The following is a 17,254-nucleotide window of genomic DNA, read 5'->3' as shown; positions in this document are numbered from 1 at the left end:
TGCTCTGCCGAGGAACCCACAGATGAAGACCGCCGAGATCGCCCAGCGCTACCTGGACTACTTCGAGAAGAACGGGCACACGATCGTGCCCTCGGCATCCCTGGTCACCGACGACCCGGCGCTGCTGTTCACCGTGGCCGGCATGGTGCCGTTCATCCCGTACCTGTCCGGCGACGTGCCGGCGCCCTACGCGCGCGCGGCCGACAACCAGAAGTGCATCCGCACGAACGACATCGAAGAGGTCGGCAAGACGCCGCGCCACGGCACGTTCTTCCAGATGCTCGGCAACTGGTCGTTCGGCGACTACTTCAAGGAAGGCGCGATCCGCTACGCGTGGGAGCTGCTGACCACGGCGGAGGAGGAGGGCGGCCTCGGCTTCGACCCGAAGGACCTCTGGGTCACCGTCTACGAGGAGGACGACGAGGCGCACGACCTGTGGCTTCGCCTCACCGACCTGCCCGAGGAGCGCATCCAGCGCCTCGGCAAGGACACGAACTACTGGTCGACCGGTCTTCCCGGCCCCGCCGGTCCGTGCTCGGAGATCTTCTTCGACCGCGGTCCCGCCTACGGCATCGACGGGGGCCCGGCCACCGACGACGACCGCTACGTCGAGATCTGGAACCTCGTGTTCATGCAGTACGAGATCACCGACGTGCGCAGCAAGTACGACTTCACGATCGTCGGCGAGCTGCCGAACAAGAACATCGACACCGGCATGGGGCTCGAGCGCATCGCGTTCCTCAAGCAGGGCGTCGACAACATGTACGAGACCGATCAGGTGCGCCCCGTGCTCGACGCCGCGGTCGCCCTCTCCGGAAAGGCGTACGGCGCGAACCACGAGGACGACGTGCGCTTCCGCGTCGTCGCCGACCACGTGCGCTCGTCGCTGATGCTGCTGAGCGACGGGGTCACTCCCGCCAACGAGGGCCGCGGCTACATCCTGCGTCGCCTCATGCGCCGCGTCATCCGCTCGATGCGGCTGCTGGGCGTGGACGGCCCGACCTTCGAGATCCTCTTCGCCGCGTCGCGCGACGCGATGAAGGAGGCGTACCCGGTCGTGGGCATCGACTACGACCGTCTCGTCGCCTACGCCCTCGCCGAGGAGGCGACGTTCCTGCGCACGCTCGCGGCGGGCTCCGAGAACCTCGACGCCTCGATCGCCGCGGCCAAGGATGCCGGCGCCACCGCGATCGGCGGCGCGGAGGCGTTCCTCCTGCACGACACGTACGGGTTCCCGATCGATCTGACGATGGAGATCGTGGAGGAGGCGGGCCTGTCCGTCGACCGTGACGCGTTCGACTCGCTGATGCATGAGCAGCGCGCCCGCGCGAAGGCCGACGCCCGCTCGCGCAAGCGTCAGCTCGCCGACACGAGCGTGTACCGCGACTTCCGCGCGCACGGCGAGACGGTCTTCACCGGCTACACGGAGTGGGAGACCCCGTCGACCGTGCTCGGCCTGCTCGTCGACGGCGCTCCCGCCCAGCGCGCGCTGCAGGGCCAGATCGCCGAGGTGATCCTCGCCGAGACCTCGCTGTACGCCGAGAGCGGCGGGCAGGTCGCCGACAAGGGCGTCATCGTCGGCCCGGGCTACGAGCTCGAGGTGCTCGATGTGCAGCGTCCCGTCCCGGGCCTGGTGAGCCACACGGTCGAGGTCACCGCCGGCGAGGTCGGCGTCGGGCAGCCGGCGACGAGCGTCGTGGATGCCGTCAACCGTCGCGCCGCGCAGCAGGCCCACTCGGCGACCCACCTCGTGCACGCGGCCCTGCGCGACACCCTCGGCAGGTCCGCGACGCAGGCCGGATCGCTGAACCGCGCCGGTTACATGCGCTTCGACTTCTCGTGGGGCCAGACCCTGTCGGAGGCGACGAAGACGGAGATCGAGGAGATCGCGAACAACGCCGTGCGGGACAACCTGCAGGTGACCACGCGCGTGCTTCCCCTCGACGAGGCGAAGGCCGCCGGCGCGATGGCGCTGTTCGGCGAGAAGTACGGCGACACCGTGCGCATGGTGGACATCGGCGGCCCGTGGTCGCGTGAGCTGTGCGGCGGCACGCACGTCGCGTCCAGCGCCGAGATCGGTCTGATCAACCTCGTGGGGGAGTCCTCGGTGGGGGCGTCGACGCGCCGCGTCGAGGCCCTGGTCGGGCTGGACGCCTTCCGCGAGCTGGCGGCCGAGCGCGCCATCGTGTCGCAGCTGACCAGCTCGCTGAAGACGCCGAAGGATCAGCTCGCCGCCCGCGTCGCGGATCTCGCCGCGAGCCTCAAGGCCGCCGAGAAGCGCATCGCCCAGTTCGAGGCGAAGGCGCTGGAGAGCCGCCTGCCCGAGTTGGCGGCGACGGCGCAGCAGATCGGGGCCTACCGTGTCGTCGCGCAGACGCTCGGCACGGCGGCATCCGCCGACGATGTGCGTACGCTCGCGCTGCAGATCCGCGAACGGGTCGGGGCCGGAGCCGTCGTGGCGCTCGGCGCCGACGTCGGCGGGCGGCCGATCGTGATCGTCGCCACCGACGATGCGGCCCGCGGCGCCGGTGCGAAGGCCGGCGTGCTCGCCAAGACCGCCGCCGGCGTGCTCGGCGGCGGCGGGGGAGGCCGCGATGACGTCGCCCAGGGCGGCGGGACGGATGTGAGCGCCCTTCCGAGCGCGCTCACCGCCCTCACCCGCGCGCTGGAGACCCCGGGCGCGTGAGCGGATTCCGCCCGGGCGTGCGCCTCGGCATCGACGTCGGGAAAGCGCGCGTCGGGGTGGCGCGGTGCGACCGCGACGGCCTGCTGGCCGTCCCGGTCGAGACGGTGGCGCGCACGGACGCCGCCGTCGCGCGCATCGTGGAGCTCGCCGAGGAGTACTCCGCCATGGAGCTGCTGGTGGGCCTGCCGATCAGCCTCGCGGGCGGGGACACCGCGTCCACCGCGGACGCGCGGGAGTTCGCGGTGGCGCTGCGCGCGGCATCCGGGATCGACGTGCGACTGGTGGACGAGCGGCTCAGCACGGTGACCGCCCACGCGGCCCTGCGCAGCGCCGGGCGCTCTCAGCGTTCGTCTCGTAGGATTGTCGACCAAGTCGCCGCGGTGGTCCTGCTGCAGCAGGCGATCGATGTCGAGAAGAGCACCGGTGCCCCCGCCGGCGCCGCCGTGCCCGATCTGCAGGAGCCCGTCTGATGCCCGAAACCCCGCCGAACGACGATGAGTTCGCGGACCTGTTCAGCAAACTCCCGACGCCGCGGAGCGCGGCGCCGTCGTCCGGTGCTCCCGGGGGCTCCGAGACCCGTGCGAGCGACCGACCCCGCGCCGAGGAGCCGCCGGCCGTCCCGCCGTCGCGCCGCGCCGCCCGGGAAGCGGCCGCGGCGGGCGCCGCGACCTCCCCGGTCGCGAACGTGCCCGCCGCCGCCGAGCCGCCCGCCGACCTCGCCGCGAGCGCGCCGCCCGTGTCGGCGCGCAGGGGGGAGCCGGCCGGCCCCGTCGCCGCGGCCGATGCCGCCGGCGAGGGCGCCGTCGACGCACCGGAGCGCCGCGAGGAGCCGCCGTCGGAGCACCACCAGCTCGCCGCGCTGTTCCAGGCCGAAGAGCACGCCGAACGCGAGCGTGTGAAGCAGCACGACCGGGACCGCCGCAAGAGCCGCATCGCCGGCTGGGTGATCTTCGGCGTGATCCTCGCCATCGTCGGCGGGATCGCCGGCGGCGGCTTCTACGTGTGGAACACGTACGAGGACAAGATCCGCTCGTTCATGGGCTGGGAGGAGCCGAAGGACTACGAGGACGGCATCGCGGAGGGCGACGCGACGGTAACCATCGTCAGCGGCGACACCGGCTCGACGATCTCCACGACGCTCTTCCAGGCCGGGGTCACGAAGACCGACGGCGCGTTCTACGACTACCTCATCAAGACCGGCCAGAACCCGACCTTCCAGCCCGGCGTCTACGCGCTGAAGCAGAAGATGTCGTCCGCGGCGGCCCTGAAGGCCCTGGAGGATCCGGCCAGTCGTCGGGAGAACACGGCGCAGCTGCCCGAAGGCCTCACCATGGAGTCGACCCTCACGCGGCTCGCCGACGGCACCGGCATCCCGCTCGCCGATCTGCAGGCCGCCGCCGCCGACCCGTCGCAGTACGGCGTCGCGGCGACGACGCTGGAGGGCTGGCTGTTCCCGGCGACCTACACCTTCGACCCCGGCACGAGTGCGCAGCAGGTGATCAAGACCCTCGTGGACCGCACGGTCTCGTCGCTGGATGCCGCCGGCGTTCCCGTCGACCAGCGTGAGCGCATCCTGACGGTCGCCTCGATCATCCAGCGCGAAGCGCGGTTCACCGCCGACTTCTACAAGGTGTCGCGCGTCATCGAGAACCGCCTGGACCCGGACAACGAGGAGACCCACGGCCTCCTGCAGATGGACTCCACCGCGCAGTACGGCTACAACGAGATCAACAAGGGCACGGCCAGCTCCTCGGCCGAGGCCCTCGCCAACGACAACCCGTGGAACACCTACCTCCACCCGGGACTGCCGGTGGGGCCCATCGCGAACCCGGGCGACCTCGCGATCGACGCCGCCATGCACCCCGCCGACGGCCCCTGGCTGTACTTCGTGACCGTCAACCTCGAGACGGGCGAGACCGTGTTCAGCACGACCTACGCCGAGCACGAGAAGGCCGTCGCCCAGTGGCAGCAGTGGTGCGCCGCCAACGCCAGTGACGACTGCTGACGCCTCGACCGCCTCCGCGGCGCTGCCCTCGGGCACCGCTCTGGAGGTGTGGGGCGACCCCATCGACCACAGCCTGTCGCCGCGGCTGCATCGCGCCGCGTACGCGCGGCTCGGCCTCGACTGGACCTACGGTCGGCGGCGCGTGGCCGCGGCCGATCTCCGCGCCGTTCTGGACGGCCTGCCGCCCGCTTTCCGCGGGCTGTCGCTGACCTTCCCGCTGAAGGCCGAGGCGTTCGCCGCGGCCACCCGCCGCGACCGCACCGCGACGCTCACCGGTGCCGTCAACACGCTGGTGCTCACCGAAGGGGACCGGGTCGGGTTCAACACCGACGTCGGCGGCATCGTCGCGGACGTGCGCGCGCAGGGCGTCGACGGCGTGGAACGGGCGCGCATCGTGGGCGCCGGCGCGACGGCGACATCCGCCCTCGTCGCCCTGGCCCAGCTGGGCGCGCAGACGGTCGAGGTCGTCGCGCGGCGCCCCGAGGCGGCCGCCGCCCTCCTCGAGCTCGGCGCGCGCCTGTCGGTGCGGGTGACGACGGCTCCGACGGATGCCGAGGCCCCGGCATCCGTGGATCTCACCGTCTCGACGCTGCCGGGCGGCACCACCCTCGCCGACGAGACCTGCCGCCGCCTGGCCGCCGGCGGCGGGCTCCTCTACGACGTCGTCTACGGGCACTGGCCCACCGATCTCGCCCGGGCGTGGGAGGACGCCGGCGCTCCCGCCGTCGACGGGCGCGGGATGCTGCTGCACCAGGCGGTGCTGCAGATCCGGGCGTTCCTGACGGGGGATCCGGAAGTGCCGCTCGCCGACGAGGTTGCCGTCGTGGACGTCATGGCCCGCGCGCTCGTGGGAGACTAGGCGAATGCTCCGCGTGCTCACGGCCGGCGAATCGCACGGCCCCGAACTCGTCGCCTTCATGGAGGGACTGCCCGCCGGCGTCCCCGTCTCGCGCGCCGCCATCCAGGCCGATCTCGCGCGCCGCAAGCTCGGCTACGGCCGCGGCTCGCGGATGAAGTTCGAAGAGGACGAACTCACCATCTCGTCCGGCGTCCGACACGGCTTCAGCATGGGAAGCCCGATCGCCCTGCGCATCGGCAACACCGAATGGCCGAAGTGGACCGAGGTCATGAGCGCGGAGCCCGTCGAGCTGACGGAGAAGTCCCGCGGCCGCGGGGCCGCTCTCACCCGCCCGCGCCCCGGACACGCCGACCTCGTCGGCATGCAGAAGTACGGTTTCGACGAAGCCCGCCCGATCCTGGAGCGCGCCAGCGCCCGCGAGACCGCGGCGCGCGTCGCCCTCGGTGCGATCGCCCGGGGTTTCCTCGGCGAGCTCGGCATCCGTCTCGTGAGTCACACCCTCTCGATCGGTCCCGTGCAGGTGCCCTCCGACGCGGCGCTGCCGACCCCCGACGACGTCGAGGCGCTCGACGCCGATCCGCTGCGGTGCTTCGACCCCGCGACATCGGCGCGGATGGTGGCCGAGGTGGATGCCGCGAAGAAGGACGGCGACACGCTCGGCGGCATCGTGGAGGTGCTCGCCTACGGGCTGCCGCCCGGCCTCGGTTCGCACGTGCAGTGGGACCGCCGCCTCGACGGCCGGCTCGCGCAGGCCCTCATGAGCATCCAGGCCATCAAGGGCGTCGAGGTGGGCGACGGCTTCGAGACCACGCGCCGGCGCGGGTCGGCCGCCCACGACGAGCTGTTCGCGGCGTCGGAGGGCATCACGCGCGCCTCCGACAAGGCGGGCGGCACCGAGGGCGGCATGTCCACCGGCACCGTCCTGCGCGTGCGCGCCGGGATGAAGCCGATCGCGACCGTCCCGCACGCGCTGCGCACGATCGACGTCGCGACCGGCGAGGCCGCGACGGCCCACCACCAGCGCTCCGACGTGTGCGCGGTGCCCGCGGCCGGCGTGGTCGCCGAGGCGATGGTGGCGATCGTGCTCGCGGAGGCGGTGCTGGAGAAGTTCGGCGGCGACAGCGTCGCCGAGACGCGGCGGAACCTCGAGGGCTACCTCGCCGCCATCCCGGGCACCCTGCAGACGGCGTCGGACAGCGACGACGCCCTGTCGCTCGGATGACGGGGCGCGCACTCGTCCTGATCGGGCCGATGGGAGCCGGCAAGACGAGCGTCGGCCGCCGCGTCGCGAGGGCCCTGGATCGACCGTTCACCGACACCGACAAGATCGTCGTCCGCGATCACGGGGCGATCGCCGACCTGTTCACCACGCACGGCGAGGCGCACTTCCGCTCCGTCGAGCGCCTCGCGGTGCAGGAGGCCCTCGCCGTCGGCGGGGTGGTCGCCCTCGGCGGCGGGTCGGTCCTCGACCCCGCCACCCGCGATGACCTCCGACGGCACGACGTCGTGCTGCTGACCGTTCAGCCGCACATCATCGCCTCGCGCATCGGGGGCGGCGCGCGCCCGCTCCTGGCCGGCGAAGACCCCGTGGCGCGCTGGACCCGCATCTTCGATGAACGGCGCCCCGTGTACGAGCAGGTCGCCGACATCACCTTCGACACCTCGACCGGACCCCTCGCCGATGTCGTGGCCGGCATCGTCGACTGGGTGCACGCAGACGCCCGGCGTCAGGAGGACTCATGAGCGAGAACACCGTCATCACCGTCGCGGGAGATCAGCCCTACGACATCACGATCGGCCGCGACATCCTTCCCCTCGTCGGCTCGGCGCTGCCCGAGACGGCCCGCAAGGTGCTCGTGATCCACCCGCCGACCCTGGCGGCGCAGGCGGCGCAGCTGCGAGAGCTGCTGATGACGACCGAGCGTCAGGTGCTCCTGGCCGAGATCCCCGATGCCGAGTCCGGCAAGCGGGTCGAGGTCGCGGCCTTCTGCTGGCAGGTGATGGGACAGGCCGACTTCACCCGCACCGACGCCGTCGTCGGCTTCGGCGGCGGCGCGGTCACCGATCTCGCCGGGTTCGTGGCCGCCACCTGGCTGCGCGGCGTGGCGGTCGTCCAGGTGCCCACCACCGTGCTCGGCATGGTCGACGCCGCCGTGGGCGGCAAGACCGGGATCAACACCGCGGAGGGCAAGAACCTCGTCGGAGCGTTCTGGCCGCCGCGCGCCGTCGTCTGCGATCTGGCGATGCTCGACTCGCTGAGCCGCAACGAGCGGGTGGCCGGTTTCGCCGAGGTCGTCAAGGCGGGGTTCATCTGGTACCCGGAGATCCTCGACCTGATCGAGGCCGACCCCGACGCCGCCGTCGACCCGCAGTCGCCCGCCTTCCGCCGCTGCATCGAGCTGGCCATCGAGATGAAGGCTCGCGTCGTGGGGGAGGACCTGCGCGAGGCGGGGCTTCGGGAGGTGCTCAACTACGGGCACACGCTGGGTCACGCGATCGAGCACGCCGAGCGGTACCAATGGCGCCACGGCGCCGCCATCTCGGTGGGGATGCTGTTCGCCGCCGAGCTGTCGCGGCTGGCGGGGCGTCTCTCGGACGACGCCGCCGCCCGGCACCGCCGCATCCTCGAGCTGCTGGGCCTGCCCACCTCCTACCGCTCGGGAGCATGGAAGCAGCTGCTGGCGACGATGCAGCGCGACAAGAAGACGCGGGGCGCGATGCTCCGTTTCATCGTGCTCGACGACATCGCCAAGCCGACGGTCCTCCAGGCACCGGACGAGTCGCTGCTCTTCGCCGCCTATCAGGACGTCGCGGAGTGACGGACGAGCCGGACGTCCGCCGCGTGCGGATGCCGGAATGGCGCCAAGTGCGCGACCTGCGGATCGAGGCCGTCGGCGATCCCGCGGCATCCATCGCGTTCCTGACCACCATCGAGCAGGAGCGAGCGCGCGACGACTCCTTCTGGCGTGAGCGGGCCGCGGGCGCCGCGATCGGCGCGGATGCGGCGCAGTTCATCGCCGACGACGGCGGCCGCTGGGTCGGAACGGTCACGGTGCTCCTGCGCGAGCCGGGGGCATCGGATCATCTCGATCGCGCCGTGACGGCGTCGCGAGCGGACCTCGTGGGCGTCTACGTCGCGCCCTCGCACCGGGGGACGGGGCTGCTCGGGCGACTCGTCGACGCCGCCCACGACTGGGCCCGCGACCGCGGCGCCGAGGCGCTGACCCTCGACGTGCACGTCGACAACGCCCGCGCGCAGGCCGCTTACCGCCGGCTCGGCTTCGTGCCGACGGGGGAGACGTTCTCGAGCGCGATCGGCGCCGAGATCGTGATGCGGCGCCCCCGCCCCTGAGCGGCACACGGCCGCACGCCGCACCCCGGCGAGGGGACGCGGCGTGCGGCCGTTCCGGCGCGTCAGGCCGAGACGCTCTCGCGCGTCCGCACGGTCGTGCGCGGGAGGCCCAGCTGTGCGGTCGGGACGCTGCGGGTCTCGCGCGCCGTCGCCGCGCTGACGATGGCGATGAGGGCGATCACGGCGGTGAAGATGCTGATGACGACCCACCCGCCGGGGGCGACGCCGCCCAGCGCGGTGACGATCGAGGGAGCGAATCCGGCCATGAGGAAGCCGAGCTGCGTGCCGATCGCCATTCCGGAGAAGCGCACCCGCGTCGAGAACATCTCGCCGTAGAACGACGGCCACACCGCGTTGGCCGCCGCGTAGCCGAACGAGAAGGTCAGCACGGCGAGCACGAGGGTGAGGAAGGTGTTGCCGCTGCTCATCGAGAGCATGTAGAAGGGCATCAGCGCCGCCGACGCGGCCGCGCCGTAGATGAAGACGGGCTTGCGTCCGTAGCGGTCGGCGAGGGTACCGAAGAAGGGCTGCGTGCCGAGCGCGACGACGTTGGCGATGACGACGAGCCAGAGGGTCAGGCTCTCCGCCAGTCCCACCTGCTTGCCGTAGGCCAGGGCGAGGTTGCCGAAGACCGTCGAGACGGCGGCGATGAAGGCGCAGAAGATCACGCGCAGGACGTCGCGCCAGTGATCGCGCAGCAACGGGATCAGGGGCAGACGGGCGATCTTGCCCTCCGCCTTCGCGTCCTCGAACTCGGGGGTCTCGTGAAGGGAGCGGCGAATGACGTAGGCGACCACGACGACGACGGCGCTCAGCCAGAAGGGGATGCGCCAGCCCCAGCTGAACTTGAGCTCGTCGGGCATGGCGACCACCGGGATGAAGATCAGCGCCGCGAGGATCTGCCCGCCCTGTGTGCCGGTCAGCGTCCAGGAGGTGAAGAACGAGCGTCGGTCGTCGGGTGCGTGCTCGAGGGTCAGCGACGACGCGCCGGCCTGCTCGCCGGCGGCGGACAGTCCCTGCAGGAGCCGGCACAGCACGAGCAGCGCCGGGGCGGCCCAGCCGATCTGTGCGAAGCCGGGGAGGCAGCCGATGATGAACGTCGATGCCCCCATGAGGATGAGGGTGAACATCAGCACCTTCTGGCGGCCGATGCGGTCGCCGAAGTGGCCGAGGATGACCGCGCCGAACGGACGCGCGATGTAGGCGAACCCGAACGTGGCGAACGACATCACCAGTGCGGCCTGGTCGCCGCTGGGGAAGAAGACGGTGGGGAAGATCAGCGCGGCGGCGGAGCCGAACAGGAAGAAGTCGTAGTACTCGACGGCGCTGCCCATGAAAGAGGCCACGGCGGCTCTGACAGGGGTCTTCCGCGCCATTGCGGATTCGGACATCGGTGGTTCTCCTTCGAAGGGGACGTGAGCGCCGGACTCGGGTCAGCGGGTGAGCACGTCGTGGTCGGCGGCCACGAGAGCGTGGAAGTGGGCGGACATCCGATCGGCGTCGGGCCGGATGCCGGTGATCAGCTCGAAGGCGTCGACGGCCTGGAACACGGCCATCCGTCCGCCGTCGAGCGTCGGGGCCCCGAGAGCGCGCGCGGCCCGCAGCAGCGCCGTCTCATAGGGCCGGTAGACGATGTCGGCGACCCAGAGGGTGGGCCGCAGGAGCGCCGCGTCGACGGGCATCCCGGGGTGTTCGGCCATCCCCGTGGGCGTGCAGTGGACCAGTCCGTCCGCCGCGGCGAGCAGGACGGCCAGGTCGTCGGCGGCACCGACGGCGACGCGCTCGACTCCGTGGCGCGACCGCAGATCGTCGACCAGTTCCGCCGCGCGACGGCCGTCGATGTCGACCACGATCAGTCGACCGACGCCACCGCGCAGGAGCGCATCGGCGACCGCCGACCCCGCACCGCCGGCACCGAGCTGCACGACGCGGTCGGTCGCGACGCCGGGGAGGCCGGACACGAACCCGGCGGCGAAGCCGGTCGTGTCGGTGTTGTGGCCGATACGGCCCTCCGGCGTGAACAGCACGGTGTTGACGGCGCCGAGCGCCGCGGCCAGCGGGTCGACGTGGTCGAGGTGGTCCAGGACGAGCCGCTTGCACGGATGCGTGATGTTGAGGGCGTCGTAGCCGAGGCGCTCCGCCCACGTGAGGATGTCGCCGATTGCGGTGGGGGACAGGCCGAGCGCCGTGATGTCGAGAGGGCGGTAGACGTACTCGAGACCGAGCTCGCGTGCGGCCGCCATGTGCATCGGCGGCGTGAGCGAGGGCGTGACCCCGCTGCCGACGAGTCCCACGAGATAGGGACGCCGAGCGGTGTGGGTGACGATCACGGGTGTACTCCTTCGTACGCTCCGGTCTATGTACTAACCGGTACGTTCAGAGTGAACCACGGCAAATCCACGACGTCAAGGATCGGCCGGGAAAAACCCCGGCCATCCTCGCGCTCAGCGCGCGGCGAGCCAGGAGACGACGACGTCGCCGATGAGCGCGCGCAGGTGCGCACTGCGGTCGTCGAAGTCCATGTCGAACAGGTAGCCGAAGGTGTGACGGTTGGCCACCTGGAACACGCAGTAGGCGCTGATGACCAGGTGCACGTCGATCGCGTCGACATCGGACCGCAGGACGCCGTCGGCGCGCCCGCGCTCCAAGATGTCGTCGAGCAGCGTCTTGGCCGGCTGGGAGAGGGAGCGCAGCGCCTCGATGCGGCGGATGAACGCTCCACGATGGATGTTCTCGATCGAGACCAGACGGATGAAGTCGTCGTGGGTGACGTGATAGTCGAACGTCAGCTCCGCCAGCTCCCGGATCGCCGCGAGGGGATCGGTGTGGGCCAGGTCGATCCCGCGCTCCGCATCACGGATGCCGCGATACGCGTTCTCGAGCACCGCGAGATACAGGCCCTCCTTGCTGCCGAAGTAGTAGTAGATCATCCGCTTCGTCGTGCGGGTGCGCTCCGCGATGTCGTCGACACGCGCACCCGAGTAGCCGTCCTGCGCGAACACCTCCGTCGCCACCGCGAGCAGCTCCGCCCGGGTGCGTTCCGCGTCGCGCTGCTGGACCACCATCCGCTCAGGATATCGACGGGCGAGACCGAACCTCGCAGGCGAGGCCTACCGCACGTATGTACCGGATGGTACATTTCCCGGCATGAGAACCTCGATCGCGACCGTGTGCGTCAGCGGCACTCTCGTCGACAAGCTGCACGCCTGCGCCGAGGCCGGCTTCGACGGCGTCGAGGTCTTCGAGCCCGACCTGGTCGCGGCGCCCGAGAGCCCGGAGGAGATCCGCGCCGTCGCCGACCGCCTCGGCCTGACGCTCGATCTCTTCCAGCCGCTGCGCGACGTCGAAGGCGTCGACGAGGCGGAGTTCGCCCGCGTGCTGCACCGCGCCGAGGCGAAGTTCGCCCTCGCCGCGCGCTTGGGCATCGACCTCGTGCTGTGCTGCAGCAACGTGGCGACGGCGACGGTCGACGACGACGAGGTGAGCGCGGTGCAGCTGCGCCGCCTCGGCGATGTCGCCGCGCGGCACGGTGTGCGCATCGCGTTCGAAGCGCTCGCCTGGGGACGCTTCATCGACGACTACCGCCGGGCGTGGCGGGTCGTGCAGCTCGCCGACCACCCGGCCGTGGGGCTGTGCCTCGACTCGTTCCACATCCTCTCCCGCGGCCACGACCCGTCCGCGATCCGCGACATCCCGGGCGAGCGCATCTTCTTCCTGCAGCTGTCCGACGCGCCGCGACTGTCGATGGACGTGCTGTCGTGGAGCCGGCACCACCGCCTGTTCCCGGGGGAGGGCAGCTTCGATCTCGTCGGCTTCATGGGTCAGGTGCTGCACACCGGCTACTCGGGGCCGTGGTCGCTCGAGGTCTTCAACGACACCTTCCGGCAGACGGACTCCGCGCGCACGGCGCTGCACGCGCACCGGTCCCTGAGGTGGCTCGAGGACGCCGTGGCGCGACGGTATCCCGATCTGCCCAACCTGGAGATGCTGCCCGACTCCGCAGCGCCCTCGGGCATCGACTTCGTCGAGATCCGCGCCGAGGACACCTCTCCGGTCGAAGCGCTGCTCTCGCAGGCGGGGTTCACCTCCCGCGGACGCCACCGCTCCAAGCCGGTGACATTGTGGTCGGCCGGGCGGGCGCGGGTCGTGCTCAACGAGCAGCACGCGCGCGAAATGGCGCCTCACCTGGCGGCCGTCGGCTTCGAGGTCGACGACGCGGAGGCCGTGTCGCGCCGCGTCGACGCCCTGCAGACGCCCCGGGCGTACCGACGCACGTACGCCCGCGAGCAGCAGCTCGACGCCGCCGTGGCCCCCGGCGGGATGGCGGTGTTCTGGACGCAGGCCGCCGACGCCGGCGAACCCTCCTGGACCCGCGAGTTCGAGCACGGCGAGGTCGCCGCCGCGAGCGCCGTGACGGGCTTCGACCATGTCAGCATGACGCAGCCGTGGCAGGAGATCGACGAGACGACGCTGTTCTACACGGCGGCCTTCGGCCTCCACGTCGCCAGCAGCACCGACGTGCCGGGCCCGCAGGGGCTGGTGCGCAGCCGGGTCCTCGCCGGGCCCGGAGAGGACGGCGTGCGGCTGCCGCTGAACGTCGCACCCCCGATCGTGGCCGAACAGGGCAGCGCCACGGGTCTGGCGCAGCACGTCGCGTTCGCGTGCGACGACGTCCGCGCGCTGGCCCGCGCGTCCCGCGCGCGGGGGATGCAGCTGCTGCGCATGCCGCAGAACTACTACGACGACCTCGCGGCCCGCTTCGACCTGCCCGCCGAGGTCATCAGCGAGCTGCGCGCGCTCGACATCGCATACGACCGCGACGCCGACGGCGAGTACCTGCACGTCTACACGCGCACCGTCGGGCAGATCTTCTGGGAGTTCGTGGAGCGCCGCGACGGTTACGCCGGCTTCGGAGCCGGAAACGCCCCGATCCGCCTCACCGCGCAAGGCGACGCCGCCCGGTGAGCGGCCGCGCTGATAGTGTGCCGACGATGAGCGAGACGCGACGACTGCTGCTGGTCAACGGCCCCAACCTCAACCTCCTCGGCACCCGCCAGCCCGAGATCTACGGTCGCGACACCCTCGCGGACGTCGAACGCCTCACCCGGGATGCCGCCGCGGAGCGCGGCTTCGAGGTGCGGGCCGTGCAGAGCAATCACGAGGGCGTGCTCCTCGACGCGATCCACGAGGCGCGCACCGACTGCGCCGGGATCGTGATCAATCCGGGGGGCCTGACGCACACGTCCGTCGTGCTCCGCGACGCGCTCGCGGGCGTCTCGCTGCCGGTCGCCGAGGTGCACATCTCCAACATCCTCGAACGCGAGGCCTTCCGGCACCACTCCTACGTCGCGGACGTCGCCGCCGTCCACGTCATCGGCGAGGGCGTCTCGGGCTACGCGCGCGCGGTCGCTCTGCTCATCGACGTCATCACGGGTGCGGCGGAGGGCTGACGCCCGGGCCCGCGGAGGAGCGTGGGCTAAGATCGACTGTCGGCCGCGCGCCACCGCGTGCGCCACCTCGAACTCACGAACGGAAACTCCACACTCATGGCATCGACCGCAGACATCAAGAACGGCGTCGTCCTCAGCATCGACGGACAGCTCTGGAGCGTCGTGGAGTTCCAGCACGTGAAGCCCGGCAAGGGCGGCGCCTTCGTCCGCACCAAGCTCAAGAACGTCATGACCGGCAAGGTCGTCGACAAGACGTTCAACGCCGGCGCGAAGGTGGAGATCGAGAACGTCGACCGCCGCGACTTCACCTACCTCTACAACGACGGCGAGGGCTACGTCTTCATGGACGTCGCCGACTACGACCAGATCACGGTCGGCGCCGCGACGGTCGGCGATTCGGCGAACTTCCTGCTCGAGAACCAGCAGGTGCAGATCGCGCTCAACAACGGCAACCCGCTCTACATCGAGCTCCCGGCCTCCGTCGTGCTGGAGATCACCTACACCGAGCCCGGTCTTCAGGGCGACCGCTCGTCGGCGGGCACGAAGCCCGCGACCGTCGAGACCGGCTATGAGATCCAGGTCCCGCTGTTCCTCGAGACCGGCACCAAGGTGAAGGTCGACACCCGGACGGGCGACTACCTCGGCCGCGTCAACTGACGCGCGGCATCCGATCACATGAGCGCACGCTCCAAGGCGCGAAAGCGCGCCCTCGACATCCTCTACCAGTCCGACGTCCGCGGTGACGCCCTCGCCGTGACGCTCGCGGCCGAGGCCAAGCGCGCGGCGAACGAGCCCGCCCGCGAGGCGTCCTGGCTGTACGCACGCGAGATCGTCGACGGCGTCATCGACAACCGCGACGAGATCGACGAGCAGATCGTCACGCACGCGCGCGACTGGAAGCTCGAGCGGATGCCGGCGGTCGACCGTGCCATCCTGCGCCTGGCCGTCTGGGAGCTCATGTTCAACGATGAGGTGCCCTCCGCGGTCGCCATCGACGAGGCCGTGGAGCTCGCGAAGGAGTTCTCCACCGACGACTCCGGCTCGTTCGTGCACGGCGTGCTCGGACGTATCGCCCGCACCGCCTGACGTCACATCCGTATGGCTGGGGGGAATCTCCTCTCCGCGGCGGGCCGACAGGCCGACAGCCACGTGGTGCCCGGGGCCGGCCATGTCGTCGACGCCCTGGAGGGCGGTCTGGCCGAGGGCTTCGCCCGCCTGTACCCGCGCCTCGGTCTCTCCGCACCCTGACTCCCGCCTCGCCTGAGCGGGCGCACAGCCTCTCGCGCGTAGACTCGGGAGCTGTTCGACCAGGAGGACCCATGCGGATCACAGGCCTCGGCCACGCCGGAATGTTCATCGAGACGACGGGCGGCAGCATCCTGTGCGACCCCGTGATGGGGCCGAGTTTCTTCGGTTCTTGGTTCCCCTTCCCCGACAACCGCGGCCTGGACTGGGAGCGCTTCGGCAAGGCGGACTTCCTCTACATCTCCCACCGTCACCGCGACCACTTCGACCCCACGCTGCTGGAGCGGTACGTGCCGAAGGACATCCGCGTCCTGCTGCCGGAGTACCCGACCGACGACCTCGAGGTGGACCTTCGCCGCCTCGGCTACGACAACATCGTCTACACCCAGGCGGGCCGGACGATCGAGTACCCCGGCGGGCTGAAGATCATGGTCACGCCGCTGCGCGCGCCCAGTGACGGCCCGATCGGCGACTCCTCGCTGAGCGTGGACGACGGCACCGCCAGCATCCTGGACCAGAACGACTCGCATCCGCTCGACCTCGACCGGCTGCTCTCGTTCTCGAAGCCCGACGCGTACTTCACGCAGGTGTCGGGGGCGATCTGGTGGCCCATGGTCTACGACCTGCCGCAGGACTCCAAGCAGCACTTCGCGAAGCTCAAGCGCGACGCGCAGAACAAGCGCGCGATGTACTACATCGAGAAGGTGGATGCCGAGCACGTCTTCCCGATGGCGGGTCCGCCCATGTTCCTGCGTGAGGACCTGTTCCGTTTCAACGGGTGGGGCCTGGAGGACGACTCGATCTTCACCGATCAGCGTCAGTTCCTCGCGCACATGCGCGACGAGCGTCCCGACCAGAAGGGCTACGAGTTCGTGCCCGGCACGCAGGTCGACCTCGACGGCGGGGCGATCGAGATCACCCAGACCCTCTACTCGGCGGAGGAGATCGACCGCGTCTTCGACGACAAATGGGCCTACCTCGCCGAACAGCGCGACAGCCGTCAGGGAGAGGTCATCGCCGAGATCGCTACCCGCGCCGAGCCGATGGCACCCGACGAGATGCTCGCGGCACTGCAGGAGTGGTGGGAGCCGCTGCTGCGCCGCGCTCGCACGATCCGCACCGGGGTGGGCGGCAACGTCCGCTTCCGCATCGGCGAGCTCGACATGGTCGTCGACTTCCCGAAGGCCAAGGTGCGCGCGTACGCGGGGGAGGAGTGCATCTACTGGTACACGATCCCCGCCGATCTCGTCTCGACGAACATCCGCGACCACGAGATCGACTGGTCGAACTCGATCTTCCTGTCGATGCAGTTCGAGGTGGGCCGCAGCGGCAAGTTCAACGAGTTCCTCACCACGTTCCTGAAGTGCCTGTCGCGCGACCGCATCGAGTACGTCGAGAACTGGTACGCCGAGCAGTCGGATCAGACCGAGGATGCCGAGATCGACGGCTGGAACGTGCAGCGGCGCTGTCCGCACCTGCGCGCCGACCTCACCAAGACCGGCAAGATCGAGGACGGCGTGCTCACGTGCGCCCTCCACGACTGGAAGTGGGACCTGGCGAGCGGACAGTGCCTCACCGCACCGGGGCATCCGATCCGCGCGGCGCGCGTCAGCGAGACGGCGGCCTCGCCGACGTCGTGACCCGGCTCTGACGCACG

The 17,254-nt window shown here is 70.9% G+C and carries 17 protein-coding genes; 14 read left to right on the top strand and 3 right to left on the bottom strand.

The features are described from left to right. The first annotated feature begins 22 nt into the window (after positions 1-22). Genes alaS through MHO01S_RS01585 form a run of 8 tightly spaced genes read left to right on the top strand, consistent with a single transcriptional unit; the run spans position 23 to position 8,902 of the window. A complete protein-coding gene (alaS, locus tag MHO01S_RS01620; protein ID WP_061781752.1) occupies positions 23-2,686 on the top strand; it encodes an alanine--tRNA ligase in 2,664 nt (887 codons plus the stop codon). Continuing rightward, positions 2,683-3,156: a Holliday junction resolvase RuvX gene (ruvX, locus tag MHO01S_RS01615; protein WP_060959596.1), complete on the top strand. Its 474-nt coding sequence runs from the start codon at positions 2,683-2,685 to the stop codon at positions 3,154-3,156. The genes alaS and ruvX overlap by 4 nt, the downstream gene beginning before the upstream one ends. Next, the gene (gene mltG / locus MHO01S_RS01610; protein WP_061781751.1) at positions 3,156-4,691 is read left to right on the top strand and encodes an endolytic transglycosylase MltG; all 1,536 of its coding nucleotides are present in this window, start codon (positions 3,156-3,158) and stop codon (positions 4,689-4,691) included. The genes ruvX and mltG overlap by 1 nt, the downstream gene beginning before the upstream one ends. Beyond that, positions 4,678-5,550, top strand: a complete 873-nt coding sequence (locus MHO01S_RS01605; RefSeq protein ID WP_061781750.1) for a shikimate dehydrogenase family protein — start codon at positions 4,678-4,680, stop codon at positions 5,548-5,550. The genes mltG and MHO01S_RS01605 overlap by 14 nt, the downstream gene beginning before the upstream one ends. 4 nt (positions 5,551-5,554) lie before the next feature. Then, the gene (gene aroC, locus MHO01S_RS01600; RefSeq protein WP_060958594.1) at positions 5,555-6,772 is read left to right on the top strand and encodes a chorismate synthase; all 1,218 of its coding nucleotides are present in this window, start codon (positions 5,555-5,557) and stop codon (positions 6,770-6,772) included. Continuing rightward, complete coding sequence (locus MHO01S_RS01595; protein WP_060958595.1) at positions 6,769-7,293, top strand: shikimate kinase; 525 nt, start codon at positions 6,769-6,771, stop codon at positions 7,291-7,293. Before aroC ends, MHO01S_RS01595 begins: the two co-directional genes overlap by 4 nt. Next, the gene (gene aroB, locus MHO01S_RS01590) at positions 7,290-8,369 is read left to right on the top strand and encodes a 3-dehydroquinate synthase (protein ID WP_060958596.1); all 1,080 of its coding nucleotides are present in this window, start codon (positions 7,290-7,292) and stop codon (positions 8,367-8,369) included. Before MHO01S_RS01595 ends, aroB begins: the two co-directional genes overlap by 4 nt. Beyond that, positions 8,366-8,902 carry a GNAT family N-acetyltransferase gene (locus MHO01S_RS01585; RefSeq protein WP_060958597.1) on the top strand — a complete coding sequence of 179 codons (537 nt, stop codon included), beginning with the start codon at positions 8,366-8,368 and terminating at the stop codon, positions 8,900-8,902. Before aroB ends, MHO01S_RS01585 begins: the two co-directional genes overlap by 4 nt. Positions 8,903-8,964: 62 nt before the next feature. Here MHO01S_RS01585 and MHO01S_RS01580 read toward each other — a convergent pair whose 3' ends face one another. The 3 genes from MHO01S_RS01580 to MHO01S_RS01570 form a co-directional block, all read right to left on the bottom strand. Further along, positions 8,965-10,293, bottom strand: coding sequence for an MFS transporter (locus tag MHO01S_RS01580; protein ID WP_060958598.1), 1,329 nt, complete (start codon positions 10,291-10,293; stop codon positions 8,965-8,967). A 42-nt stretch (positions 10,294-10,335) separates the two neighbouring features. Continuing rightward, positions 10,336-11,232: a shikimate dehydrogenase gene (locus MHO01S_RS01575; RefSeq protein WP_060958599.1), complete on the bottom strand. Its 897-nt coding sequence runs from the start codon at positions 11,230-11,232 to the stop codon at positions 10,336-10,338. Positions 11,233-11,346: 114 nt separating this feature from the next. Continuing rightward, a complete protein-coding gene (locus tag MHO01S_RS01570; RefSeq protein WP_060958600.1) occupies positions 11,347-11,967 on the bottom strand; it encodes a TetR/AcrR family transcriptional regulator in 621 nt (206 codons plus the stop codon). A gap of 82 nt (positions 11,968-12,049) precedes the next feature. Between MHO01S_RS01570 and MHO01S_RS01565 the strand changes: the two genes are divergently transcribed. From MHO01S_RS01565 to MHO01S_RS01545, 6 genes are all read left to right on the top strand, one after another. Continuing rightward, positions 12,050-13,867, top strand: a complete 1,818-nt coding sequence (locus MHO01S_RS01565) for a sugar phosphate isomerase/epimerase and 4-hydroxyphenylpyruvate domain-containing protein (protein WP_060958601.1) — start codon at positions 12,050-12,052, stop codon at positions 13,865-13,867. Between the two features lie 26 nt (positions 13,868-13,893). Then, complete coding sequence (gene aroQ, locus MHO01S_RS01560; RefSeq protein ID WP_060958602.1) at positions 13,894-14,352, top strand: type II 3-dehydroquinate dehydratase; 459 nt, start codon at positions 13,894-13,896, stop codon at positions 14,350-14,352. Between the two features lie 96 nt (positions 14,353-14,448). After that, positions 14,449-15,009: an elongation factor P gene (gene efp / locus MHO01S_RS01555; RefSeq protein ID WP_060958603.1), complete on the top strand. Its 561-nt coding sequence runs from the start codon at positions 14,449-14,451 to the stop codon at positions 15,007-15,009. Between the two features lie 18 nt (positions 15,010-15,027). Then, entirely contained in the window at positions 15,028-15,438 is a 411-nt protein-coding gene (gene nusB / locus MHO01S_RS01550; RefSeq protein WP_060958604.1) for a transcription antitermination factor NusB, read from the top strand. A 12-nt stretch (positions 15,439-15,450) separates the two neighbouring features. Next, a complete protein-coding gene (locus tag MHO01S_RS16420; RefSeq protein WP_157553716.1) occupies positions 15,451-15,600 on the top strand; it encodes a hypothetical protein in 150 nt (49 codons plus the stop codon). A 71-nt stretch (positions 15,601-15,671) separates the two neighbouring features. After that, on the top strand, positions 15,672-17,237 hold the full coding sequence (locus tag MHO01S_RS01545) for a Rieske 2Fe-2S domain-containing protein (RefSeq protein WP_060958605.1): 1,566 nt from the start codon (positions 15,672-15,674) through the stop codon (positions 17,235-17,237). Positions 17,238-17,254: the final 17 nt, after the last annotated feature.

Source organism: Microbacterium hominis NBRC 15708 (assembly GCF_001592125.1).
GTDB classification, from domain to species: Bacteria; Actinomycetota; Actinomycetes; order Actinomycetales; family Microbacteriaceae; genus Microbacterium; species Microbacterium hominis.
Note: the sequence above shows the minus strand (reverse complement) of the source record. Positions and strands in the feature narration are given on the sequence as shown.